The 17,412-nt window shown below is 61.2% G+C and carries 16 protein-coding genes; 9 read left to right on the plus strand and 7 right to left on the minus strand.

The genetic code is table 11. From position 1 onward, the window contains the following. Nucleotides 1-2: 2 nt before the first annotated feature. The 7 genes from fabD to gmk all read left to right on the plus strand — a co-directional run bounded on the left by fabD (nucleotide 3) and on the right by gmk (nucleotide 6,523). Nucleotides 3-947 carry an ACP S-malonyltransferase gene (gene fabD, locus J5N58_RS10750; protein WP_244710760.1) on the plus strand — a complete coding sequence of 315 codons (945 nt, stop codon included), beginning with the start codon at nucleotides 3-5 and terminating at the stop codon, nucleotides 945-947. Between the two features lie 33 nt (nucleotides 948-980). Beyond that, nucleotides 981-1,718: a 3-oxoacyl-[acyl-carrier-protein] reductase gene (fabG, locus tag J5N58_RS10755; protein WP_112827323.1), complete on the plus strand. Its 738-nt coding sequence runs from the start codon at nucleotides 981-983 to the stop codon at nucleotides 1,716-1,718. 282 nt (nucleotides 1,719-2,000) lie between these two features. Next, complete coding sequence (locus J5N58_RS10760) at nucleotides 2,001-2,237, plus strand: acyl carrier protein (protein ID WP_099059947.1); 237 nt, start codon at nucleotides 2,001-2,003, stop codon at nucleotides 2,235-2,237. Nucleotides 2,238-2,355: 118 nt separating this feature from the next. Continuing rightward, a complete protein-coding gene (gene fabF / locus J5N58_RS10765) occupies nucleotides 2,356-3,615 on the plus strand; it encodes a beta-ketoacyl-ACP synthase II (protein ID WP_112827322.1) in 1,260 nt (419 codons plus the stop codon). Between the two features lie 124 nt (nucleotides 3,616-3,739). Then, a complete protein-coding gene (gene mltG / locus J5N58_RS10770) occupies nucleotides 3,740-4,957 on the plus strand; it encodes an endolytic transglycosylase MltG (protein WP_244710763.1) in 1,218 nt (405 codons plus the stop codon). A 25-nt stretch (nucleotides 4,958-4,982) separates the two neighbouring features. Beyond that, complete coding sequence (locus tag J5N58_RS10775; RefSeq protein WP_244710765.1) at nucleotides 4,983-5,873, plus strand: YicC/YloC family endoribonuclease; 891 nt, start codon at nucleotides 4,983-4,985, stop codon at nucleotides 5,871-5,873. A 2-nt stretch (nucleotides 5,874-5,875) separates the two neighbouring features. Continuing rightward, nucleotides 5,876-6,523 (plus strand): guanylate kinase, encoded by a 648-nt coding sequence (gmk, locus tag J5N58_RS10780; protein WP_112827473.1) that lies wholly within the window; start codon nucleotides 5,876-5,878, stop codon nucleotides 6,521-6,523. Between the two features lie 22 nt (nucleotides 6,524-6,545). Here the strand turns inward: gmk and rsmA are convergent, their stop codons facing one another. From rsmA to J5N58_RS10815, 7 genes are all read right to left on the minus strand, one after another. Continuing rightward, the gene (rsmA, locus tag J5N58_RS10785; RefSeq protein WP_113444109.1) at nucleotides 6,546-7,376 is read right to left on the minus strand and encodes a 16S rRNA (adenine(1518)-N(6)/adenine(1519)-N(6))-dimethyltransferase RsmA; all 831 of its coding nucleotides are present in this window, start codon (nucleotides 7,374-7,376) and stop codon (nucleotides 6,546-6,548) included. Continuing rightward, on the minus strand, nucleotides 7,376-8,401 hold the full coding sequence (gene pdxA, locus J5N58_RS10790; protein WP_113444108.1) for a 4-hydroxythreonine-4-phosphate dehydrogenase PdxA: 1,026 nt from the start codon (nucleotides 8,399-8,401) through the stop codon (nucleotides 7,376-7,378). The genes rsmA and pdxA overlap by 1 nt, the downstream gene beginning before the upstream one ends. A 14-nt stretch (nucleotides 8,402-8,415) precedes the next feature. Continuing rightward, a complete protein-coding gene (locus tag J5N58_RS10795) occupies nucleotides 8,416-9,357 on the minus strand; it encodes a SurA N-terminal domain-containing protein (RefSeq protein ID WP_112827318.1) in 942 nt (313 codons plus the stop codon). A 180-nt stretch (nucleotides 9,358-9,537) separates the two neighbouring features. Then, nucleotides 9,538-11,880 (minus strand): LPS-assembly protein LptD, encoded by a 2,343-nt coding sequence (locus tag J5N58_RS10800; protein ID WP_425314462.1) that lies wholly within the window; start codon nucleotides 11,878-11,880, stop codon nucleotides 9,538-9,540. After that, on the minus strand, nucleotides 11,880-12,962 hold the full coding sequence (gene lptG, locus J5N58_RS10805; protein ID WP_244710768.1) for an LPS export ABC transporter permease LptG: 1,083 nt from the start codon (nucleotides 12,960-12,962) through the stop codon (nucleotides 11,880-11,882). Before lptG ends, J5N58_RS10800 begins: the two co-directional genes overlap by 1 nt. Beyond that, nucleotides 12,959-14,137, minus strand: a complete 1,179-nt coding sequence (lptF, locus tag J5N58_RS10810; RefSeq protein WP_112827316.1) for an LPS export ABC transporter permease LptF — start codon at nucleotides 14,135-14,137, stop codon at nucleotides 12,959-12,961. Before lptF ends, lptG begins: the two co-directional genes overlap by 4 nt. A 109-nt stretch (nucleotides 14,138-14,246) precedes the next feature. Then, nucleotides 14,247-15,005, minus strand: coding sequence for a phosphatase PAP2 family protein (locus tag J5N58_RS10815; protein WP_244710770.1), 759 nt, complete (start codon nucleotides 15,003-15,005; stop codon nucleotides 14,247-14,249). Between the two features lie 222 nt (nucleotides 15,006-15,227). On the opposite strand from J5N58_RS10815, the gene J5N58_RS10820 reads away from it, so the two are divergent. Continuing rightward, nucleotides 15,228-16,727, plus strand: coding sequence for a leucyl aminopeptidase (locus J5N58_RS10820; RefSeq protein ID WP_112827314.1), 1,500 nt, complete (start codon nucleotides 15,228-15,230; stop codon nucleotides 16,725-16,727). Nucleotides 16,728-16,758: 31 nt separating this feature from the next. Further along, a complete protein-coding gene (locus J5N58_RS10825; protein ID WP_113426078.1) occupies nucleotides 16,759-17,208 on the plus strand; it encodes a DNA polymerase III subunit chi in 450 nt (149 codons plus the stop codon). Nucleotides 17,209-17,412: the final 204 nt, after the last annotated feature.

Genomic DNA, 17,412 nt, shown 5'->3' on the forward strand with positions numbered 1-17,412 from the left:
CTATGACTTTGGCATTTACGTTTCCGGGCCAGGGCAGCCAGGCCGTCGGCATGGGCAAGGAACTTGCCGATACATATCCGGAGGCGAAGGCCGTATTCGAAGAGGTCGACGAGGCGCTGGGCGAAAAGCTTTCCGCGGTCATGTTCGACGGGCCGGAAGACAAGCTGACGCTGACCGCCAATGCCCAGCCGGCGCTGATGGCCGTGTCCATGGCCGTGATCCGCGTGCTCGAGGCACGTGGCCTCGACCTCAAGGCCAAGGTCTCCTATGTCGCCGGCCATTCGCTCGGCGAATATTCCGCTCTCTGCGCCGCCGGCACGTTCTCGCTTGCCGACACCGCCCGGCTTCTGCGCATTCGCGGCAACGCCATGCAGGCGGCAGTTCCTGTCGGCGAAGGCGCGATGGCGGCGATCATCGGCCTGGAACACGGCGATGTCGAAGCGGTCTGCAAGGATGCATCCGCGCTTGGCTCCTGCCAGATCGCCAACGACAACGGCGGCGGCCAGCTTGTCATTTCCGGCGCCAGGGCTGCCGTCGAAAAGGCCGCAGCACTTGCGAGCGAAAAGGGCGCCAAACGCGCCATCATGCTGCCGGTTTCCGCGCCCTTCCATTCCGCCCTCATGGCACCCGCCGCCGACGCCATGCGCGAGGCGCTTGCCGGCGTTGAAAAGAAGAACCCCGTCGTGCCGCTGATCGCCAATGTGCGCGCTGTCCCCGTCACCGATGCCAACGAGATCGCCGCTCTGCTCGTCGAGCAGGTAACGGGCCAGGTGCGCTGGCGCGAAACGGTCGAGTGGTTCGGCAAGAACGGCGTCACGACGCTTTATGAACTGGGTTCGGGCAAGGTCCTGACGGGACTTGCCCGCCGCATCGACAAGAATGTCACGGGCGTAGCCGTCAATACGCCGGCCGACATCGATGCCGCGCTTGCGGCACTCCTCGGCTGACATCCGGAACCATCAGAACAAGGAACTCGCATCATGTTTGACCTGACCGGCCGCAAGGCACTCGTCACCGGTGCAACCGGCGGCATCGGCGAAGAGATCGCCCGTCTCTTGCATGCGCGCGGCGCAACCGTCGGCCTGCACGGCACCCGCGTCGAGAAGCTGGAGGCGCTGGCCGCCGAACTCGGCGAGCGTGTCAAGATCTTCCCGGCCAACCTTTCGGATCGCGACGAGGTCAAGGCTCTCGGCGAGAAGGCCGAGGCTGAACTCGAAGGCGTCGATATTCTCGTCAACAATGCCGGTATCACCAAGGACGGCCTTTTCGTCCGCATGAGCGATGCCGACTGGGACAGCGTGCTGGAGGTCAACCTGACGGCCGTCTTCCGCCTGACGCGCGAATTGACCCATCCGATGATGCGCCGCCGCTATGGCCGCATCATCAACATCACCTCGGTCGTTGGCGTCACCGGCAATCCGGGCCAGGCCAACTACTGCGCATCCAAGGCGGGCATGATCGGCTTTTCGAAGTCGCTCGCCCAGGAAATCGCCACCCGTAACGTGACGGTCAACTGCGTTGCCCCGGGCTTCATCGAGAGCGCCATGACGGGCAAGCTCAACGACAAGCAGAAGGAAGCCATCATGGGTGCGATCCCGATGAAGCGCATGGGAACGGGTGCGGAAGTCGCGTCTGCCGTTCTCTATCTCGCGTCGTCGGAAGCGTCCTACATGACCGGCCAGACTTTGCATGTGAACGGCGGCATGGCGATGATCTGATGTTGCATCGCGTCGTTAAGCGGCGACATGCAATTGTATGTTGACCAATTGGCGACGGCGATTTTCAGGCTTTGCGCGGAACTTAAACCGTGTTAAGCGGGCCATGACTGTGAACAGTCGCCCGGTTTTGAAGGGAAACGGCTATGCGCCTGATCGCATGGCGGGTTCGAAAGACAGGGCAGAACAAATTTGTCGGCTGGTATAGAAAGAGCCGCCGACGAAAGGCAGGGCAGGGACGCCATCACGGCGACCCTTGAGATAAAGAAGGTCGAGGAAACCGACATGAGCGATATCGCAGAACGCGTTAAGAAAATTGTTGTTGATCATCTCGGCGTAGACGCTGAAAAGGTTGTTGAAGGCGCGAGCTTCATCGACGATCTGGGCGCGGACTCGCTCGATACCGTCGAACTGGTCATGGCCTTCGAAGAAGAATTCGGCGTCGAAATCCCGGACGATGCCGCTGACTCGATCCTGACCGTCGGCGACGCGGTCAAGTTCATCGAGAAGGCTCAGTCCTGATCGATCATCGTCATTGCGGGAAGGCTCTCAGGAGTGTTGATCCCGCTGAGGCCCGCAGACAGCGGGCCTTACTGTATTCAAATGGCATCGGCTGCAAGAGTGGGGTGGGCTACGGACGATGAGACGTGTCGTTATCACCGGTACCGGCATGGTATCTCCTCTGGGATGTGGAACGGAACTGGCCTGGTCGCGCCTTCTGGCTGGTCAGAGCGGCGCGCGCCGCGTGACCGAATTCGAGGTCGAGGACCTGCCGGCGAAGATCGCCTGCCGCATTCCGACCGGCGAAGGCGAGGGCACCTTCAATCCCGACGATTGGATGGAAGCCAAGGAACAGCGCAAGGTCGACCACTTCATCATCTATGCGATCGCGGCGGCCGACATGGCGCTTGCGGATGCCGGCTGGCATCCTAAGACCGATGACGACCAGTGCGCCACCGGCGTGCTGATCGGTTCCGGCATCGGCGGCATCGAGGGCATCGTCGAGGCGGGCTTCATCCTGCGCGACAAGGGTCCCCGTCGTCTTTCCCCGTTTTTCATTCCGGGCCGCCTGATTAATCTAGCATCCGGCCAGGTATCGATCCGCCACAAGCTGCGCGGTCCCAACCATTCCGTGGTCACGGCCTGCTCGACCGGCGCACATGCCATCGGCGACGCGGCACGGCTGATTGCGCTCGGCGATGCCGACGTGATGGTCGCCGGCGGCACGGAATCGCCGATCAGCCGCATTTCGCTCGCCGGTTTCGCAGCCTGCAAGGCGCTGTCGACCCAGCACAACGACGATCCGACCCGCGCCTCCCGTCCCTATGACAAGGATCGCGACGGCTTCGTCATGGGCGAAGGTGCCGGCATCGTCGTGCTGGAGGAGCTTGAGCACGCCAAGGCGCGTGGCGCCAAGATCTACGCCGAAGTGGTCGGTTACGGTCTCTCCGGCGACGCCTTCCACATCACGGCCCCGTCGGAAGACGGCGACGGTGCCTTCCGTTGCATGACCATGGCGCTGAAGCGTGCCGGTCTGAAGCCCTCGGACATTGACTATATCAATGCTCACGGCACCTCGACCATGGCTGATACAATCGAGCTCGGCGCAGTCGAGCGTCTGGTCGGTGACGCGGCATCCAAGATTTCGATGTCCTCCACGAAGTCGGCCATCGGCCATCTTCTCGGTGCTGCCGGCGCGGTCGAGGCGATCTTCGCCACGCTCGCGATCCGCGACAATGTCGCTCCGCCGACGCTGAACCTCGACAATCCCGATGTCGAGACGGCCATCGACCTCGTGCCGCACAAGGCCCGCAAGCGGGACATCAACGTGGCGCTGTCCAATTCCTTTGGCTTCGGCGGTACCAACGCCTCGCTGGTCCTTCGCCGCTACGAAGGTTGAGCGGTCGCCGGGATCGCCAGGGCCGATATGAGAGAGGCCGTCCCGGCGCGGGGCGGCACCTTACCTGTATTTTGCCGCATTGCTTGGCCAGATAGCAGCGATACCGAACTGAAGAGGATTGCCGGTGAGCGACAACAGCCAGAACAGCGGTGTTTCCTTCGGCCGCGACACGGACGTCCAGCCGAAAGGTCCGATCATCCCGAAGTCGCCCAATGAAGCGCTTCGGCCTGAGCGCGTGCCCGCCCCGCCGCGCCGTTCGCGCAAGGCCCGCAGCCAGCTTGTCATCTTCCTGAATTTCATCATGACCATGGCGGTCGCCGTCTGCATCGCGGCCGTCGCCGGTTTCTATTATGTCATGTCCGCCTATCAGGATCGGGGACCGCTGACGGTGAACACCAATTTCGTCGTGCGCAGCGGTGCCGGCACGTCCGAGATCGGCAACAGCCTTGAGCGCAATGGCATCGTCAGCGATGGCCGTATTTTCCGTTACGTTTCCGATATCTATCTGGATGACGGCGAGACGCTGAAAGCCGGCGAATACGAGATCAAGGCGGGTGCTTCGATGAAGGAGATCATGGAGCTCCTGAAATCCGGCAAATCCATCCTCTATTCGGTGTCCTTGCCCGAAGGCCTGACCGTCCAGCAGATGTTCCGCAAGCTTGCCGAGGATACGGTTCTCGAAGGCGATCTGCCGGCGGAACTGCCTGCCGAGGGGACTTTGCGACCCGATACCTACAAATATTCGCGCGGCACGAAGCGCACGGAGATTGTCAACCAGATGCTGGCGGCTCAGGAAAAGCTCGTGGACCAGATCTGGGAACGCCGCGATCCGGACCTGCCGCTCAAGACGAAGGAAGAATTCGTAATCCTGGCGTCCATCGTCGAGAAGGAAACCGGCAAGGACGACGAACGCGCCCATGTCGCTTCCGTCTTCATCAATCGCTTGGCCAAGGGCATGCGCCTGCAATCCGACCCGACCATCGTCTACGGGCTGTTCGGCGGTGAGGGCAAGCCCGCGGACCGACCGATATTCCAGTCGGATCTGCAGAAGGAAACGCCCTACAACACCTATCTTATCAAGGGGCTTCCGCCGGGGCCGATCGCCAATCCCGGCCGCGCCGCGCTGGAAGCAGTCGCGCATCCGTGGAAGACGGCCGATCTCTACTTCGTGGCCGATGGAACCGGCGGGCATGTCTTTGCTCCGACGCTTGAGGAGCACAACGCCAATGTCAGGCGCTGGCGCAAGCTGGAGGCGGAGAAGGGCTCCGATCCGAATATAGCGGTGGATGGCCAGCCCGAAGGCGAGCAGGAACCTGCGGCCTCAAAGAAGAAAAAGAACTGATACGGACAGCCGGGGGTAAACTGCTATGGCGCTGCAATCCATGACCGGCTTCGCCCGCGCCGAAGGAACGAGCGGGCGATATCGCTGGGCCTGGGAGCTGCGCTCGGTCAACGGCAAGGGTCTCGATATCCGCATGCGGCTTCCGCAGGGCATGGAGGGTTTCGAGACGGAGATCCGGCGGTTGCTCGGTCAATATCTTACCCGCGGCAATATACAGGTCGGCCTCTCGGTTTCGGTCAGCGAAAACCGGGTTGAGGCGGTGCTGAACCGTGATGCGCTGGATGCCGTGCTGCGTTTGCGCGACGAACTCGGCATGGACCTCGTCGACCCAGCGCCGCTGCGCCTCGACGCGCTTCTTTCCATTCGTGGCCTGGTCGATTTTCGCGAAGCCCAGGACGATGAACAGGCCCTGTCCGCCAGGGATGCGGATATCCTTGCCGGCCTGGAGCAAGCGGTGCGTGCGCTGTGCGACATGCGGATGACGGAGGGCGACGCGCTCTGTCGCGTGCTCTCGGATCATGTCGCGAACATCGAGGAGCTTGCCCTCAAGGTCGAAGCCGATCCGTCCCGGCAGCCGGAGGAGATTGCCCGCAAGCTGGAAACCCAGCTCGCGGCCCTCCTCGAAGCGTCGCCCTCGCTCGACCGCGACCGGCTTCATGCCGAGGCAGCGCTTCTGGCGACCAAGGCGGACCTGCGCGAAGAGATCGACCGGCTGAAGGCCCATGTCACCGCGGCGCGCGATCTGCTCACCATGGGCGGTCCCATCGGCCGAAAGCTCGATTTTCTTGCGCAGGAATTCAACCGCGAATCGAATACCATCTGTTCCAAATCGAATGCGGTGGCCGTTACCGCCGCCGGCATCGAGTTGAAGGTTGTCATCGACCAGTTCCGCGAACAGGTCCAGAATCTGGAATGACCATGGCCGAAGAGAAAAGAAACGCCGTTCCGATTGCTCGCCGGGGCCTGATGCTGGTCATCTCCTCGCCTTCCGGCGCCGGAAAATCGACCATCGCCCGAACCCTTCTGGAGAAGGACCGGCAGATCGGTCTTTCCGTCAGCGTAACCACCAGGCAGCGCCGGCAGAGCGAGATTGAGGGTGTGCACTATCACTTCGTCTCCCAGAGGGAGTTCGAACGCCTGAGGGATTCTGATGCCTTGCTCGAATGGGCGACCGTGCACGGCAACTCCTACGGAACGCCACGGGAGCCGGTCGAGCAGGCAATGTCCGAAGGCCGCGACATGCTGTTCGACATCGACTGGCAGGGCGCCCAGCAGCTTCAGGAGAAGATGAAGGCGGATGTGGTCTCGATCTTCATTCTTCCCCCGACGATGGAGGAGCTGCAGTCGCGCCTGCACCGCCGCGCCGAGGACACGGAAGAGGTCATCCAGACCCGGCTCGCCAATTCCAGGGCGGAGATATCCCACTGGCGGGAATACGACTACGTCATCGTGAATGACGACCTGCAGGCCGCCTTCGATGCCGTGCAGTCGATCGTCAAGGCCGAGAGATTGCGTCGCGACCGTCGCCACGGACTGTTCGACTTCGTCGAGGGATTGGTCCAGTAGGGCTGCCGGACCGGAATTTCGCTCAGCCGAGCAGGCTCGCCAGCCGAACGAATTCCTCGACGCTCAGCGTTTCCGCACGCCGCGCTGGATCGATGCCGGCTTTCGACAGCAAGGCCTCTCCTCCAAGCGGCTTGAGGCTCTGGCGCAGCATCTTGCGGCGCTGGCCGAACGCTGCCTGTGTCACCTTTTCGAGTTTTTCCGGATCGCAGGGCAGGGGCTCCGTGCGCGGTACAAGGTGCACGACGCTGGAGGTTACTTTCGGCGGCGGAGTGAATGCCTGGGGCGGGACGTCAAACGCCATGTGCGCCTGTGTGCGCCAGCCGCAAAGGACGCCGAGCCGACCGTAATGGTCATCGCCCTCGCGCGCGACGATGCGCTGTCCGACTTCCTTCTGGAACATCAGTGTCAGCGATTGCCAAAAGGGCGGCCATGACCTCGGCAACAGCCAGTTGACCAGCAATTGCGTGCCGACGTTATAGGGCAGATTGGCGATGATCTTGACCGGCCCATCGGGCGCAAGCGCCTCGAAATCGGTCTTCAATGCGTCACCCTCGATGACATCCAGCCGGCCAGGATAGTGCTCCGCCACTTCGGCCAGCGCCGGCAGGCAGCGCGCGTCACGCTCGACCGCTATGACCTTCTTCGCGCCGAGCGCCAGAATTGCGCGCGTCAGGCCGCCCGGACCGGGGCCGACCTCGAAAACGGTCGCGTTTTCCAAAGGACCAGCCGTGCGGGCGATCTTCTGCGTCAGGTTGAGGTCGAGCAGAAAATTCTGCCCGAGCGCCTTGCGAGCGTCGAGCCCGTGGCGGGCGATCACCTCGCGCAGCGGCGGAAGTCCGTCGAGAGCTGCCATCAGATCTGTGCTTCGGCCGTCTGGCTGATATCGGCCGCAAGCCGGATCGCGGCAACGAGGCTGTTTGCGCGTGCGATGCCCTGTCCGGCAATGCCGAAGGCCGTGCCGTGATCGGGAGAAGTGCGCACGAAGGGCAAGCCGAGCGTCACGTTGACCGAATCGTCGAAGCCGAGTGCCTTGACCGGGATTAGCGCCTGATCGTGATACATGCATATCGCCACGTCATAGCGGTGGCGGGCCTCGTCGTGGAACATCGTATCCGCGGGAAGCGGGCCGAAGGCGTCGATGCCTTCCTTGCGCAACTGCATAATGGCGGGATGAATGATTTCCTCGTCCTCATGGCCGATGGCGCCGTCTTCCCCCGCGTGGGGGTTCAGCCCCGCGACGGCAAGACGCGGATGTTCAAGTCCGAACCGTGCCTTCAGGTCGGCCGCGACGATGCGGCAGGTTTCCAGAATGGCTGCCTCGGTCAGGGCGTCCGGGACGTCCCTGATCGGAATGTGGATGGTGACCGGCACGGCCTTGAGCTTCGGACCGGCCAGCATCATCACCGGCCGGCAGGCCTTGCCTGTCCGCTGTTTTGCGAGATCGGCGAGGAATTCCGTGTGGCCGGGAAAGCCGAAGCCGGCCTCATAAAGAACGGACTTGGCGATGGGGTTGGTGACCATTCCACGCACCTTGCCGTCGAAGCAGAGCGAAACGGCGGTGTCGATCGAGGCGATTGTACCCTTCGCCGTTGCCACATGCGGCTCACCGGCGACCACGTCGACACCGGTGGAAATCGGCAACACCGGAAACGCATTGCTGAATGCGGATATCGCGCCCGCCGCATCGGTTTCGCGGATGGGAACCTCGATTTCCAGCTCACGGGCGCGCACTTCAAGCACGGCCGGATCACCGATAAAGATGAACGGCGGCAGTTGATACTGCTCGCGATTGAGCCATGCTGTAAGCGCGATATCGGGACCGATGCCGGCAGGATCACCTTGACTCAAGGCAAGAGGAAGCATGTCGGCAGCCGTCATATCGTTTCCCGGAATCAGTTTTCGACAATCTGGGCCTTGGAGCGAAGGTCGTCTAGATATTTCTTGGAGTTCGGGTTTTCACCGCTCTCCTTTTCCTTGCCGATGTCTTCGGCACGGAAAACGACTTCCGCGGCCACGTCGTCGGAAACCTGACGCTGGTTGCAGATCGCCAGATATTCTACGCCACGCTCGGTAACCCGGGTTCCGGTGGTGCCGCCGCTGGCCTTCTCGATCAGAGGCTTCCAATCCGGCGGAAGTTCCGGCTCCAAAACGCGACCGAGATTGCGGATCGATACGTCGAGGTAGTTCTTGGCGAATTCCATGGCGCCGTCGCAGCCCGGGAATTTCGCGCGTGATGCCTCGGCTTCGGCCTTCCGTTTCCCGACGATCCCCTTTTTCGAGGCAGGCACGACGAAAATGACCTGTTTCAGGAAGTATTCGGTCGTGACCGGCTTCTGCTTGTTTTCAAGCAGGCGGCTGACCAGTTCCTGGTTCGAGAGCTTGCCCTTGCTGCCATATCGGGCGTTGACCAGCCTCGGCCAGCTCATCGACACGGCGATATAGGCCTTGAAGTGCTCTGCGCCGACCCCTGCCTGGTTGAGAATACTGTTAAGCTGTTCATTCGTCAGCTTGTTCGAACTCGCAAACCGGCCAAACGCCGCATCGACCTCATCCGTGCTGACGGACATGCCCACGCGAGCGATCTCCTGGCGCTTCAGCGCCTCGTCGATCAGTTCCTGCTTGGCGAGTTTGTTGAGGTCGCCCTTGCGACGCTGAAGTCTCAGAAAGGCGACACGTCGTGCGACATCGCCATTGGTGATCGCCGTCTTGTTGACGACAGCGACCACCTGGCTCGCGGCCTGTGCATGTTCGACAAAAGGAGCAGGCCCTATGCAGAGCCCGAGCGCCAGCGTGCCCGCCAGCAGGGATCGCATCCCCTTCTTCGCAAAGGTCATCGGTATTTCCTTCCCTCGGACGCCGCCAGCACCGCCCGCCTCGCATCCGTCAATCAATGTACGATCTGCCGCATCGATTGCATAATCCATGCGGCAAAACAATGACATTGCGCTAATAGACCCGGCTTTCGCCGGTCGTCGAGAGATTCGACGGTCCGGCGCCGGCCTGAAACAAAGGAACTACTCGCTGCTGCCGAGCCTGATGTCGCCAAGCGTCCGGAAGGTCAGTCGACCGGCAATGGTCCAGTCGCTCGCCACTTCGGCATCCGGATCGTACTTGTCGGAGAAGGCCACCGTCAGGATCGTGCACTCGTCGGCATAGCTGAGGCCGACGCTGCGGCGCGAGAAGACGTTTTCATCGATGTCATAGGTGAGCGAGCCGAACACCGACCAGTATTCGTTGATCTTCAGCGTGTGCGACGTCTGTACCGACTGATTGTCGTTGGTAAAGCCGTATTCCGGTTGAGCATCGAGCTGGGTGAAGACGAGTTCGGATTGCAGCCGCTTGTTGGCATAGGAAATGGCGGCGTCCGTACGACGCAGTTCCAGGCTCTTTTCGTCGAGTCGGACGCTGGTCGACAGGCTGACGCCGTTCGGCATATCGATGCCGGCCATCGCCACGTAGTCGGATACGTCGGTTTCGAGGCCGGAATTGGCGCCGGCATAGACGAGATCGTCGGTGGCGAACGAATTCTGCCCTGCAAGATGGTAGGACTGGCCGAAGATACCGCGCAGACCGAAGCCGTTGTCGAACGTTCCGGTATACTGAACGCCGACGTTGGCGCGCGTTCCGCCTTCCACGCGATCATAGCCGGAGAACTTGTCGCGTTCGAAGAGGTTCGTGGCGTCAAACACGAAACTCTGGGCATCCTCGTTCGGAAGCATGCCAGCCAACTGCTCGTCGTTGCGCGCGTAGATCTGCGCGATCGGCTCGATGATGTGGCTGCTGTTGGCGGTCGTGACAAGGATCGGATAGCGGGCCTCGAGGCCTGCGGTGAGCATGCCGCGGGTCGCCGTTGCGTCGGAGGAGAAGTCGCCGGCATAGCCGGACGGCGTGTCCATATCCAAACCGAAGGCATCGCCGCGTGCCGCAAGCAGCGGCGTAAGCTGCAGACCGCCGGGAACGGTGAAGCTGCGCTTCCATTCCACTTCGCCGGTCATCCGGCTCATCGTGCCTTCCAGGCCGCGATAGCGCAGGATATCGTCGATGCTGTCGCCATTGGTGTCGACGCCTTCTTCATCCTCCTTGAAGCGGGAGAGGGCGGTAAAATTGAGCTTGGCGGAAAGCTCGCCGCCAGCCACCGGTTCGGGGGCATAATAGCTGTAGTCGATGGAGGGCAGCACCGTCGGCTGCTTCTTCTCCGCCGTGCTTTCCGTGTCCGCGTCCTGAACGTCGAAATAGAAGGCGCGGGCGTCGAAATAGTTACGTTTTCCAAGGCCGGTTAGGTAGACCTGATTGGTATGCGTCGATTGGTCGAGGCCGGCGAGATCGTAGGTGCGGGCGAAGTTGTTGTCGCTCTGCAGCATGACATCCCAGCCGAAGGCCCACCGCGGGTTGATTTGGAAATCACCCTTGGAGGCGACCATGCCGCGCTGGTCGCGATTGGAATCGCTCGTGCCGGCGGTAAATTCGTCGGAGTTCAACTGACTGATGCCGGCGGCGCGTAACGTAACCATGCCTTTCTCGAAACGCTGGCGATATTCGCCCTCGAGCAGCACACCCTGGGTGGTGTAGCCGGTCGTGGTGATCGTCGCGTCCCGGTCGTTGGCGATCGCGATATAATAGGGAACCGCGAGACCGAAGCCGAGATTTTCCGAGGTGCGCATTTCCGGGAACAGGAAGCCCGTCTTGCGCTTGACCGTGTTATCGGGCACCTCGATGAACGGCAGGACGGCAAGCGTCTGACCGAACAATTGGAACCGGGCCTTTTCGAGCCGTACCGTGTGCTTCTGGCCGTTCTGGATGACCTTCTCCGCCTTTACCTGCCAGATCGGCGGTCGCTTCGGATTTTCCGCGCAGGGCAGGCATGCCGTGTAGACGCCCTTATGCAGGATCATTTCCGTGCCGGCGACACGCTCGCCGCTCTCGGCGGCCATACGGGTATTGTCGGTCGTCTCGATACGCAGCGACCTCACGAAGCCGTCCGCGAAATTGTCGGTCACATCGAGCGTTTCGGCGTAGATCCGGTTGCCGCCCGGCTCCACCAGCTCGATATTGCCGGAAGCCATCACCCGGCCCGTCTTCTGGTTGTATTCGACCTTGCGGGCCACCATCTGGTAGCCGGCATAGTTAATCTGCACCGCGCCGGTCGCGATTACGCGTTCCGAATCACGGTCGTATGTCAATTCGTTTGCCGCCAGCATCAGCTTGGCGTCTTCGGGCACGACAACATCGGCATAACCCGTCGATTCGCTGCTCTGGGCCATGGCGTCGACCGCTGGGAGGAGCGGGACGCACAAAGCTACACCAGTCAGCAGGGCCTGGGTCAGCCTCCTGATATTCTCGCGGTCTTTTACCGCCACTAACCATCCTCCTTGTGGAGCAGGATTGTCGCTCCGAGTGCCATCGCTACGACGACCGGAACCCAGGCCGCAACGAAGGGCGGCACGACACCGCTGCTACCGAATGCTTTGACAAGCACGGTGACAACATAAAGCACGAAGCCGGACAGGATTCCACCCAGAATCACCGAGCGGGACTGGTTGAACCTGCTGAATTTAAGCGAGACGGTTGCAGCAATGAGTGTCATTGCGACCAAAAGGAACGGTAGGGACAGTAGCGAATGAAACTGTGTTTCCAGTGCCTTGGTCGAAACCCCGAATGATCTGGCCACTGCAATTTTCTGAGAAAGCTCATAAAAAGCAACGGTCTCCGGTTCTGCAAGCCGCTGTGCGACAAACTCCTTTTTCAAATTGGTGGGAACCTGCGCTGTGGGCAGGTGCTTTTGTATCTCGCCGGGGCGAGTCTCGGTTACATCGGTAAGAAACCAGTAACCATTTTCCAATTTTGCTGTGCGTGCGTCCTGCCGCACTTCGATGCGTCCATCGCGGTCGAAATGGATCAGAACGACGCCGCTCAGAAGCGTGCCTTCCTCCTGAATCGTGTTCGCACCGATGATGACGTCGGACTTTCCGCTGATCTGCCGCAGCCACGGAACCGCGGTGTTTTTCGGTCTGTTGCTCGCTTCGCGCCAGTCCGCCTCGATCAGCAGGGCCTGCTTCTGTCCCCATGCGGCGAGGGGATTGACCACCAGCATCGTCGCCACACCGATGAGGAAGGCTCCCAGCACGAAGGGCGTCATGAACTGCCAGACCGATATGCCGGCGGCCCGCGCCACGACCAGTTCCGATTTGCGATTGAGCGCGATCAGCGTGGTCATGCCGACGAAAAGGGAGATGAAGGGGATCGTCTGCTGCAGGATGAGAGGCAGCCGAAGCGCGGTCAGCCACAGGACCCCGGGAACAGAGTAGCCGGTCAGGCCCGCGAACCTTCCGGAGGTTTCGCTGAAGTCGACCAGATAGGCGATTGCGATCACGCCGATGAAGAACCACAGCGACGTGACGACGTAGCGCCTGAAGAAATAACGGCCAAGCGTGACGATCACGGCGTGCCTCCCCCGGTCGCGTCGCTCTTCGGTCCGAAGCGTCGCATCACCGCGGACCATTGCTCCGCGAGAACCGTCGTGAGCGCCGACGTCTTGTGCGGATGCCGTTTGCGCGCGAGCATCACCGCCGCCGCCGCTCCGCTACCGAGCGGAACGAGATAGGCGAGAGGAACAAGCGCGGCAGACGTGCCGGCGAGTTCCACCGTGTAGTTCGATAGCCAGAACAGGGCGAGCGAGAGCGTCAAGGCAATCGCCATGGGATGCAGACGGGCCTCGCGATGGGAACGGGCGTCGCTGCAGATGACGAGCGACATGAGCGCGAAAACAAAGGGGAATGTCCAGGTGCTCATGCGGCGATGCAGTTCGCTGCGGTAGTCCTTGGCGTTTCGCTGCACGTCGGGATCGTTCTGATCGGGATTGAGCAGGAAGCCGAGATTGCGATCGCCTGCATGCAGGCGAGCCTGTCCGCGGGACTGGGAAAAGTCGGAGAGATCGAAGGAATAGGAATCGAAGCGGACGATCGATACCTCGCCGTTGGGGGCCTTGCGCTGAACCTCGCCGTCTTTCATGACGAGCGCCGAACCGCTTTCGTCGACCGCGCCTTCTCGGGCGTAATAGATGAGTTCGTAGTTCGGATCACGCGAATCGGCGACGAACAGCCCCTTCAGTACGCGCCCCGACAGGCGTTCGGAGATCTGCACATAGAGGCCGTCCTCGATCCGACGGAAGCTCTTTTCTTCAATGACCGTCGACAGGAGGTCCGCATAGGCGGCCGCAATCATTTCCCGGACGCCGACGCGAAGCTTCGGCTCCACGAAGTTCGTCATCAGAAAGGAAAAGACGGCGAGGATCGCAGCAAGCGAAAGAATGGGGCGCAGGATCGTGTGACGGGGAGCGCCGGCGGCGTCGATGACTGCAAGTTCGGAATCGTTGTTCATCGCCGTCAGCGTCTGGGTGATGCCGATGACGAGCGCGAAAGGCAGGACGGCCGGGATGATGGTCGGCAGGATGAAGGTCGCAAGCTTCATGAACGAGCCGACGGATTGCCCGCTGTCGGTGACGAGATTGATTCGCGCAAGCACCTGGGTCGTCCAGATGATCGCCAGCACCGGCAGGAGCGCGGTGAGGAACATCTGCACGGTACGTCGCAGTATGTAGTGTTCGAGTAGCTTCATACGTGACCCGGGGTGGGGAAGGGCAAACCCATTCCCGCAGCGGAAATAAGGCCTTGTCTACGATGCTTGGGGCTTTTTGGCGACGGCTGCGCGCGATTTTTCCGCATCGTCATCGCTGATTTTTCCAGGAGCGCGCTATTTCTAACACGGCGAAGGTCAGCGCGAACAAGACTGGCGAGGAAAGCCAGCCGAGCAGGACGTCCGAAAGATAGTGTCCGCCGAAAGCCACCCGGAATGCCGAGGTCACGAAAGAGATCACGATGATGGCGGGACCCAGAACCGGACGCAGCCTTTCCGGCAGAAGGAAGATCAGGCAGATGAGCCAGCCTGCGCCGGCTGCCTCGCCCGAGATGAAGGAACAGTTGTCTTCGCATTGGCCCGCAAAGGAGCCGGCGGGAACGAAGGGCAGATGGCCGGCGAAAAGGTCTGTTTCGTAGGGGCGAGGGCGTTCCGAAACCTGTTTCAGGATCAGGTTCACCAGCACGTAGGGACCGAGGAGCAGCGTCACCAGCGAGGCTATGTAATTTTCTATATCGCGGATGTTCCGCTCCGCCCGATGGCGGCGAAAAGCCTGCGCCAGCGCCACGACCAGCACGACCGCGCCAACCGCCGGAAGATAGAAGAGGGCCTTTCGCAGGAAGGTGTAGAGCGCATCGCGACCGTAGGGAAAGCTGCCGCAGACCCGCGCCGCATTCGAATCGGGACAGGTCGCCTGAACGAAGAAGGCGCGCGATGTCGCTATGTCGATTTGCGGAATGAAGTGGAACAGTGCCAGAAGCAAGCACCACAGAAAGAGAAGGGCGAGCGCAAGCATCACCCATTTGCGAGCCTGCGGATCACGAACAATCGCGTCATGTAGAGCGTTCATATGAATGTCGAAGCCGGCTGCACCGTTGAAAGGGGGCGCCCGGCCCGCTGGCTGAGCGCGGCGGAAACTAGCGTTACTGGCTCGACCCGACAAGAGGGGATGTCGAAGCCGCGGTAGCCTTCGGCCTGCTATTCCCCAAGTGCAGGGTTTTCCTTGCCTTTGTTCCGGAAAAAGTGAAGATCGCGCGATCCGTTTTCGTTCAATACATCTCAGGAAGTGCCCATGTCGCTGAAGCTCGATATCGCGTTTGCCAAATCCCATCACGTGACAACCGGCCTTGCGATCCTCTTGAAGACCGCAGAAGCCGATCTCCCGGCCGGCGTGGAAGAGGCCGATCCGGCGGGCATCTACGGGCGTGCGGCCAAGGTCGCGAAATTTACCGGCAAAGCGCTGGCGACACTGGATATCGTCGCGCCCCACGGCTCGGAGGCCGACCGCATCCTCGTCCTTGGTCTCGGCAAGGCGGAGACGCTGGTCGCCCATGACTGGCTCAAGGCCGGCGGCGTGGCTGCGGCTGCGATCAAGGGGGCGGAGAAGGTTACGGTTTATCTGGACGTTCCCGGTCTCGATCTCGCCGCGAAAGCTGCCGCCGATTTCGCGCTCGGAATGCTTCTGCGCGCCTACAAGTTCGATACTTACAAGACGTCGAAGAAGATTGATGACGAAGAAGGCAAGAACGGCGACAAGAATGTGAAGGTCACGATCGTCACGGTAGCTGCTGCTGCCGCCAAGAAGGCGTTTGCCGATGCGCAGGCAGTCGCCGACGGCGTCAATCTTGCCCGCGATCTCGTCAACGAACCCGCCAACATTCTGGGGCCGGAAGAGTTTGCCGACAGGGCGAAGGAGCTTGAAAAGCTCGGGGTCGAAGTCGAAATTCTCGGCGAAAAGGAAATGAAGAAGCTCGGCATGGGCGCGCTTTTAGGTGTGGCTCAGGGGTCCGTTCGCCCGCCGCGCCTCGTGGTGATGCAGTGGAACGGCGGCAGGGCCAAGGACAAGCCGGTTGCCTTCGTCGGCAAGGGCGTCGTCTTCGACACCGGCGGCATTTCGATCAAGCCGGCCGCCGGCATGGAAGAAATGAAGGGTGATATGGGCGGGGCGGCCGCCGTGACCGGACTGATGCACGTGCTGGCCGCGCGCAAGGCCAAGGTCAATGCCGTCGGCATCATCGGTCTCGTCGAGAACATGCCGGACGGCAATGCCCAGCGTCCGGGCGACATCGTCAAGTCGATGTCCGGCCAGACGATCGAGGTTATCAACACCGATGCTGAAGGCCGGCTCGTTTTGGCGGATGCGCTGTGGTACTGCAACGAGCGCTTCAAGCCCGATTTCATGATTAATCTCGCGACGCTCACCGGGGCGATCCTGGTTGCGCTCGGCAATCTTCATGCCGGTCTCTTCTCCAATGACGATACCTTGTCCGAAAGGCTGCTCGCCGCCGGTCTCGTCACCAATGAGCGGCTGTGGCGGATGCCGATGGGCAAGGACTACGACAAGATGATCGACTCGAAATTCGCGGACATGAAGAATTCGAGCGGACGCCATGCGGGGTCGGTTACCGCCGCACAATTCCTGAAGCGCTTCGTCAAGGATACGCCCTGGGCGCACCTCGATATCGCCGGCACCGCAATGTCGTCGCCTTCGGACGAGATCAACCAGTCCTGGGGTTCCGGCTACGGGGTTCGGCTGCTCGACGAACTCGTTCGCGCCAGCTACGAAGCCTGATCGAAACAGGAACAGGGCGAGGGAACGGCCGTTGGCTGACATTCTTTTCTACCACCTGACAGAATCAAAGCTCGAGGACGCCCTGCCTCCGCTTCTCGAAAAGAGCCTGGAACGCGGCTGGCGGGTGGTGGTGCAGACTGCCGATGCCGCCCGTCGCGATGCACTGGACACGCATCTGTGGACCTGGCGCGACGACAGCTTCCTGCCGCATGCCACTGATGAGGCGGAGGCGCCGGAAAATCAACCGGTGCTGCTGACGATGGAGGATGGCAATCTCAATGGCGCCACCGTTCGCTTCCTCGTTGATGGCGCCGAGCCGCCGGCGTCACTGGACTACGAGCGTGTTGTCTTCGTCTTCGATGGCCACGATCAGGTGCAACTCGAAGCCGCGCGTGGCCAGTGGAAGCGCCTCAAGACGGAAGGTCATGCCCTGACCTACTGGCAGCAGACCAGCGAAGGTCGATGGGAGAAGAAGGCATAGTGCGCGGACGTGCGGTGTTGGTTCCGGTTAACGAAGCCTATTCCCGAGTAATAGCTCTGTAATTATCCGGTTTTGACATTCGTCACTATCGACCGCAAGGGACAGACCAATTCTGGTCTTATCCGACAAAGTAGAAGCTGCGGCGCTGTACCTTTATTGTTTTTTGATCGTTTCGGGCGCATTTGCGTTCTGCGATTTCCATCA

The organism is Paenirhizobium cremeum (assembly GCF_022884085.1).
Taxonomy (GTDB): domain Bacteria; phylum Pseudomonadota; class Alphaproteobacteria; order Rhizobiales; family Rhizobiaceae; genus Allorhizobium; species Allorhizobium cremeum.

Coding starts and splice junctions, on each gene's coding strand:
- fabD (WP_244710760.1), top strand. CDS start 3: ATGACTTTGGCATTTACGTTTCCGGGCCAGGGCAGCCAGGCCGTCGGC.
- fabG (WP_112827323.1), top strand. CDS start 981: ATGTTTGACCTGACCGGCCGCAAGGCACTCGTCACCGGTGCAACCGGC.
- J5N58_RS10760 (WP_099059947.1), top strand. CDS start 2,001: ATGAGCGATATCGCAGAACGCGTTAAGAAAATTGTTGTTGATCATCTC.
- fabF (WP_112827322.1), top strand. CDS start 2,356: ATGAGACGTGTCGTTATCACCGGTACCGGCATGGTATCTCCTCTGGGA.
- J5N58_RS10775 (WP_244710765.1), top strand. CDS start 4,983: ATGGCGCTGCAATCCATGACCGGCTTCGCCCGCGCCGAAGGAACGAGC.
- gmk (WP_112827473.1), top strand. CDS start 5,876: ATGGCCGAAGAGAAAAGAAACGCCGTTCCGATTGCTCGCCGGGGCCTG.
- rsmA (WP_113444109.1), bottom strand. CDS start 7,376: ATGGCAGCTCTCGACGGACTTCCGCCGCTGCGCGAGGTGATCGCCCGC.
- pdxA (WP_113444108.1), bottom strand. CDS start 8,401: ATGACGGCTGCCGACATGCTTCCTCTTGCCTTGAGTCAAGGTGATCCT.
- J5N58_RS10795 (WP_112827318.1), bottom strand. CDS start 9,357: ATGACCTTTGCGAAGAAGGGGATGCGATCCCTGCTGGCGGGCACGCTG.
- lptF (WP_112827316.1), bottom strand. CDS start 14,137: ATGAAGCTACTCGAACACTACATACTGCGACGTACCGTGCAGATGTTC.
- J5N58_RS10815 (WP_244710770.1), bottom strand. CDS start 15,005: ATGAACGCTCTACATGACGCGATTGTTCGTGATCCGCAGGCTCGCAAA.
- J5N58_RS10820 (WP_112827314.1), top strand. CDS start 15,228: ATGTCGCTGAAGCTCGATATCGCGTTTGCCAAATCCCATCACGTGACA.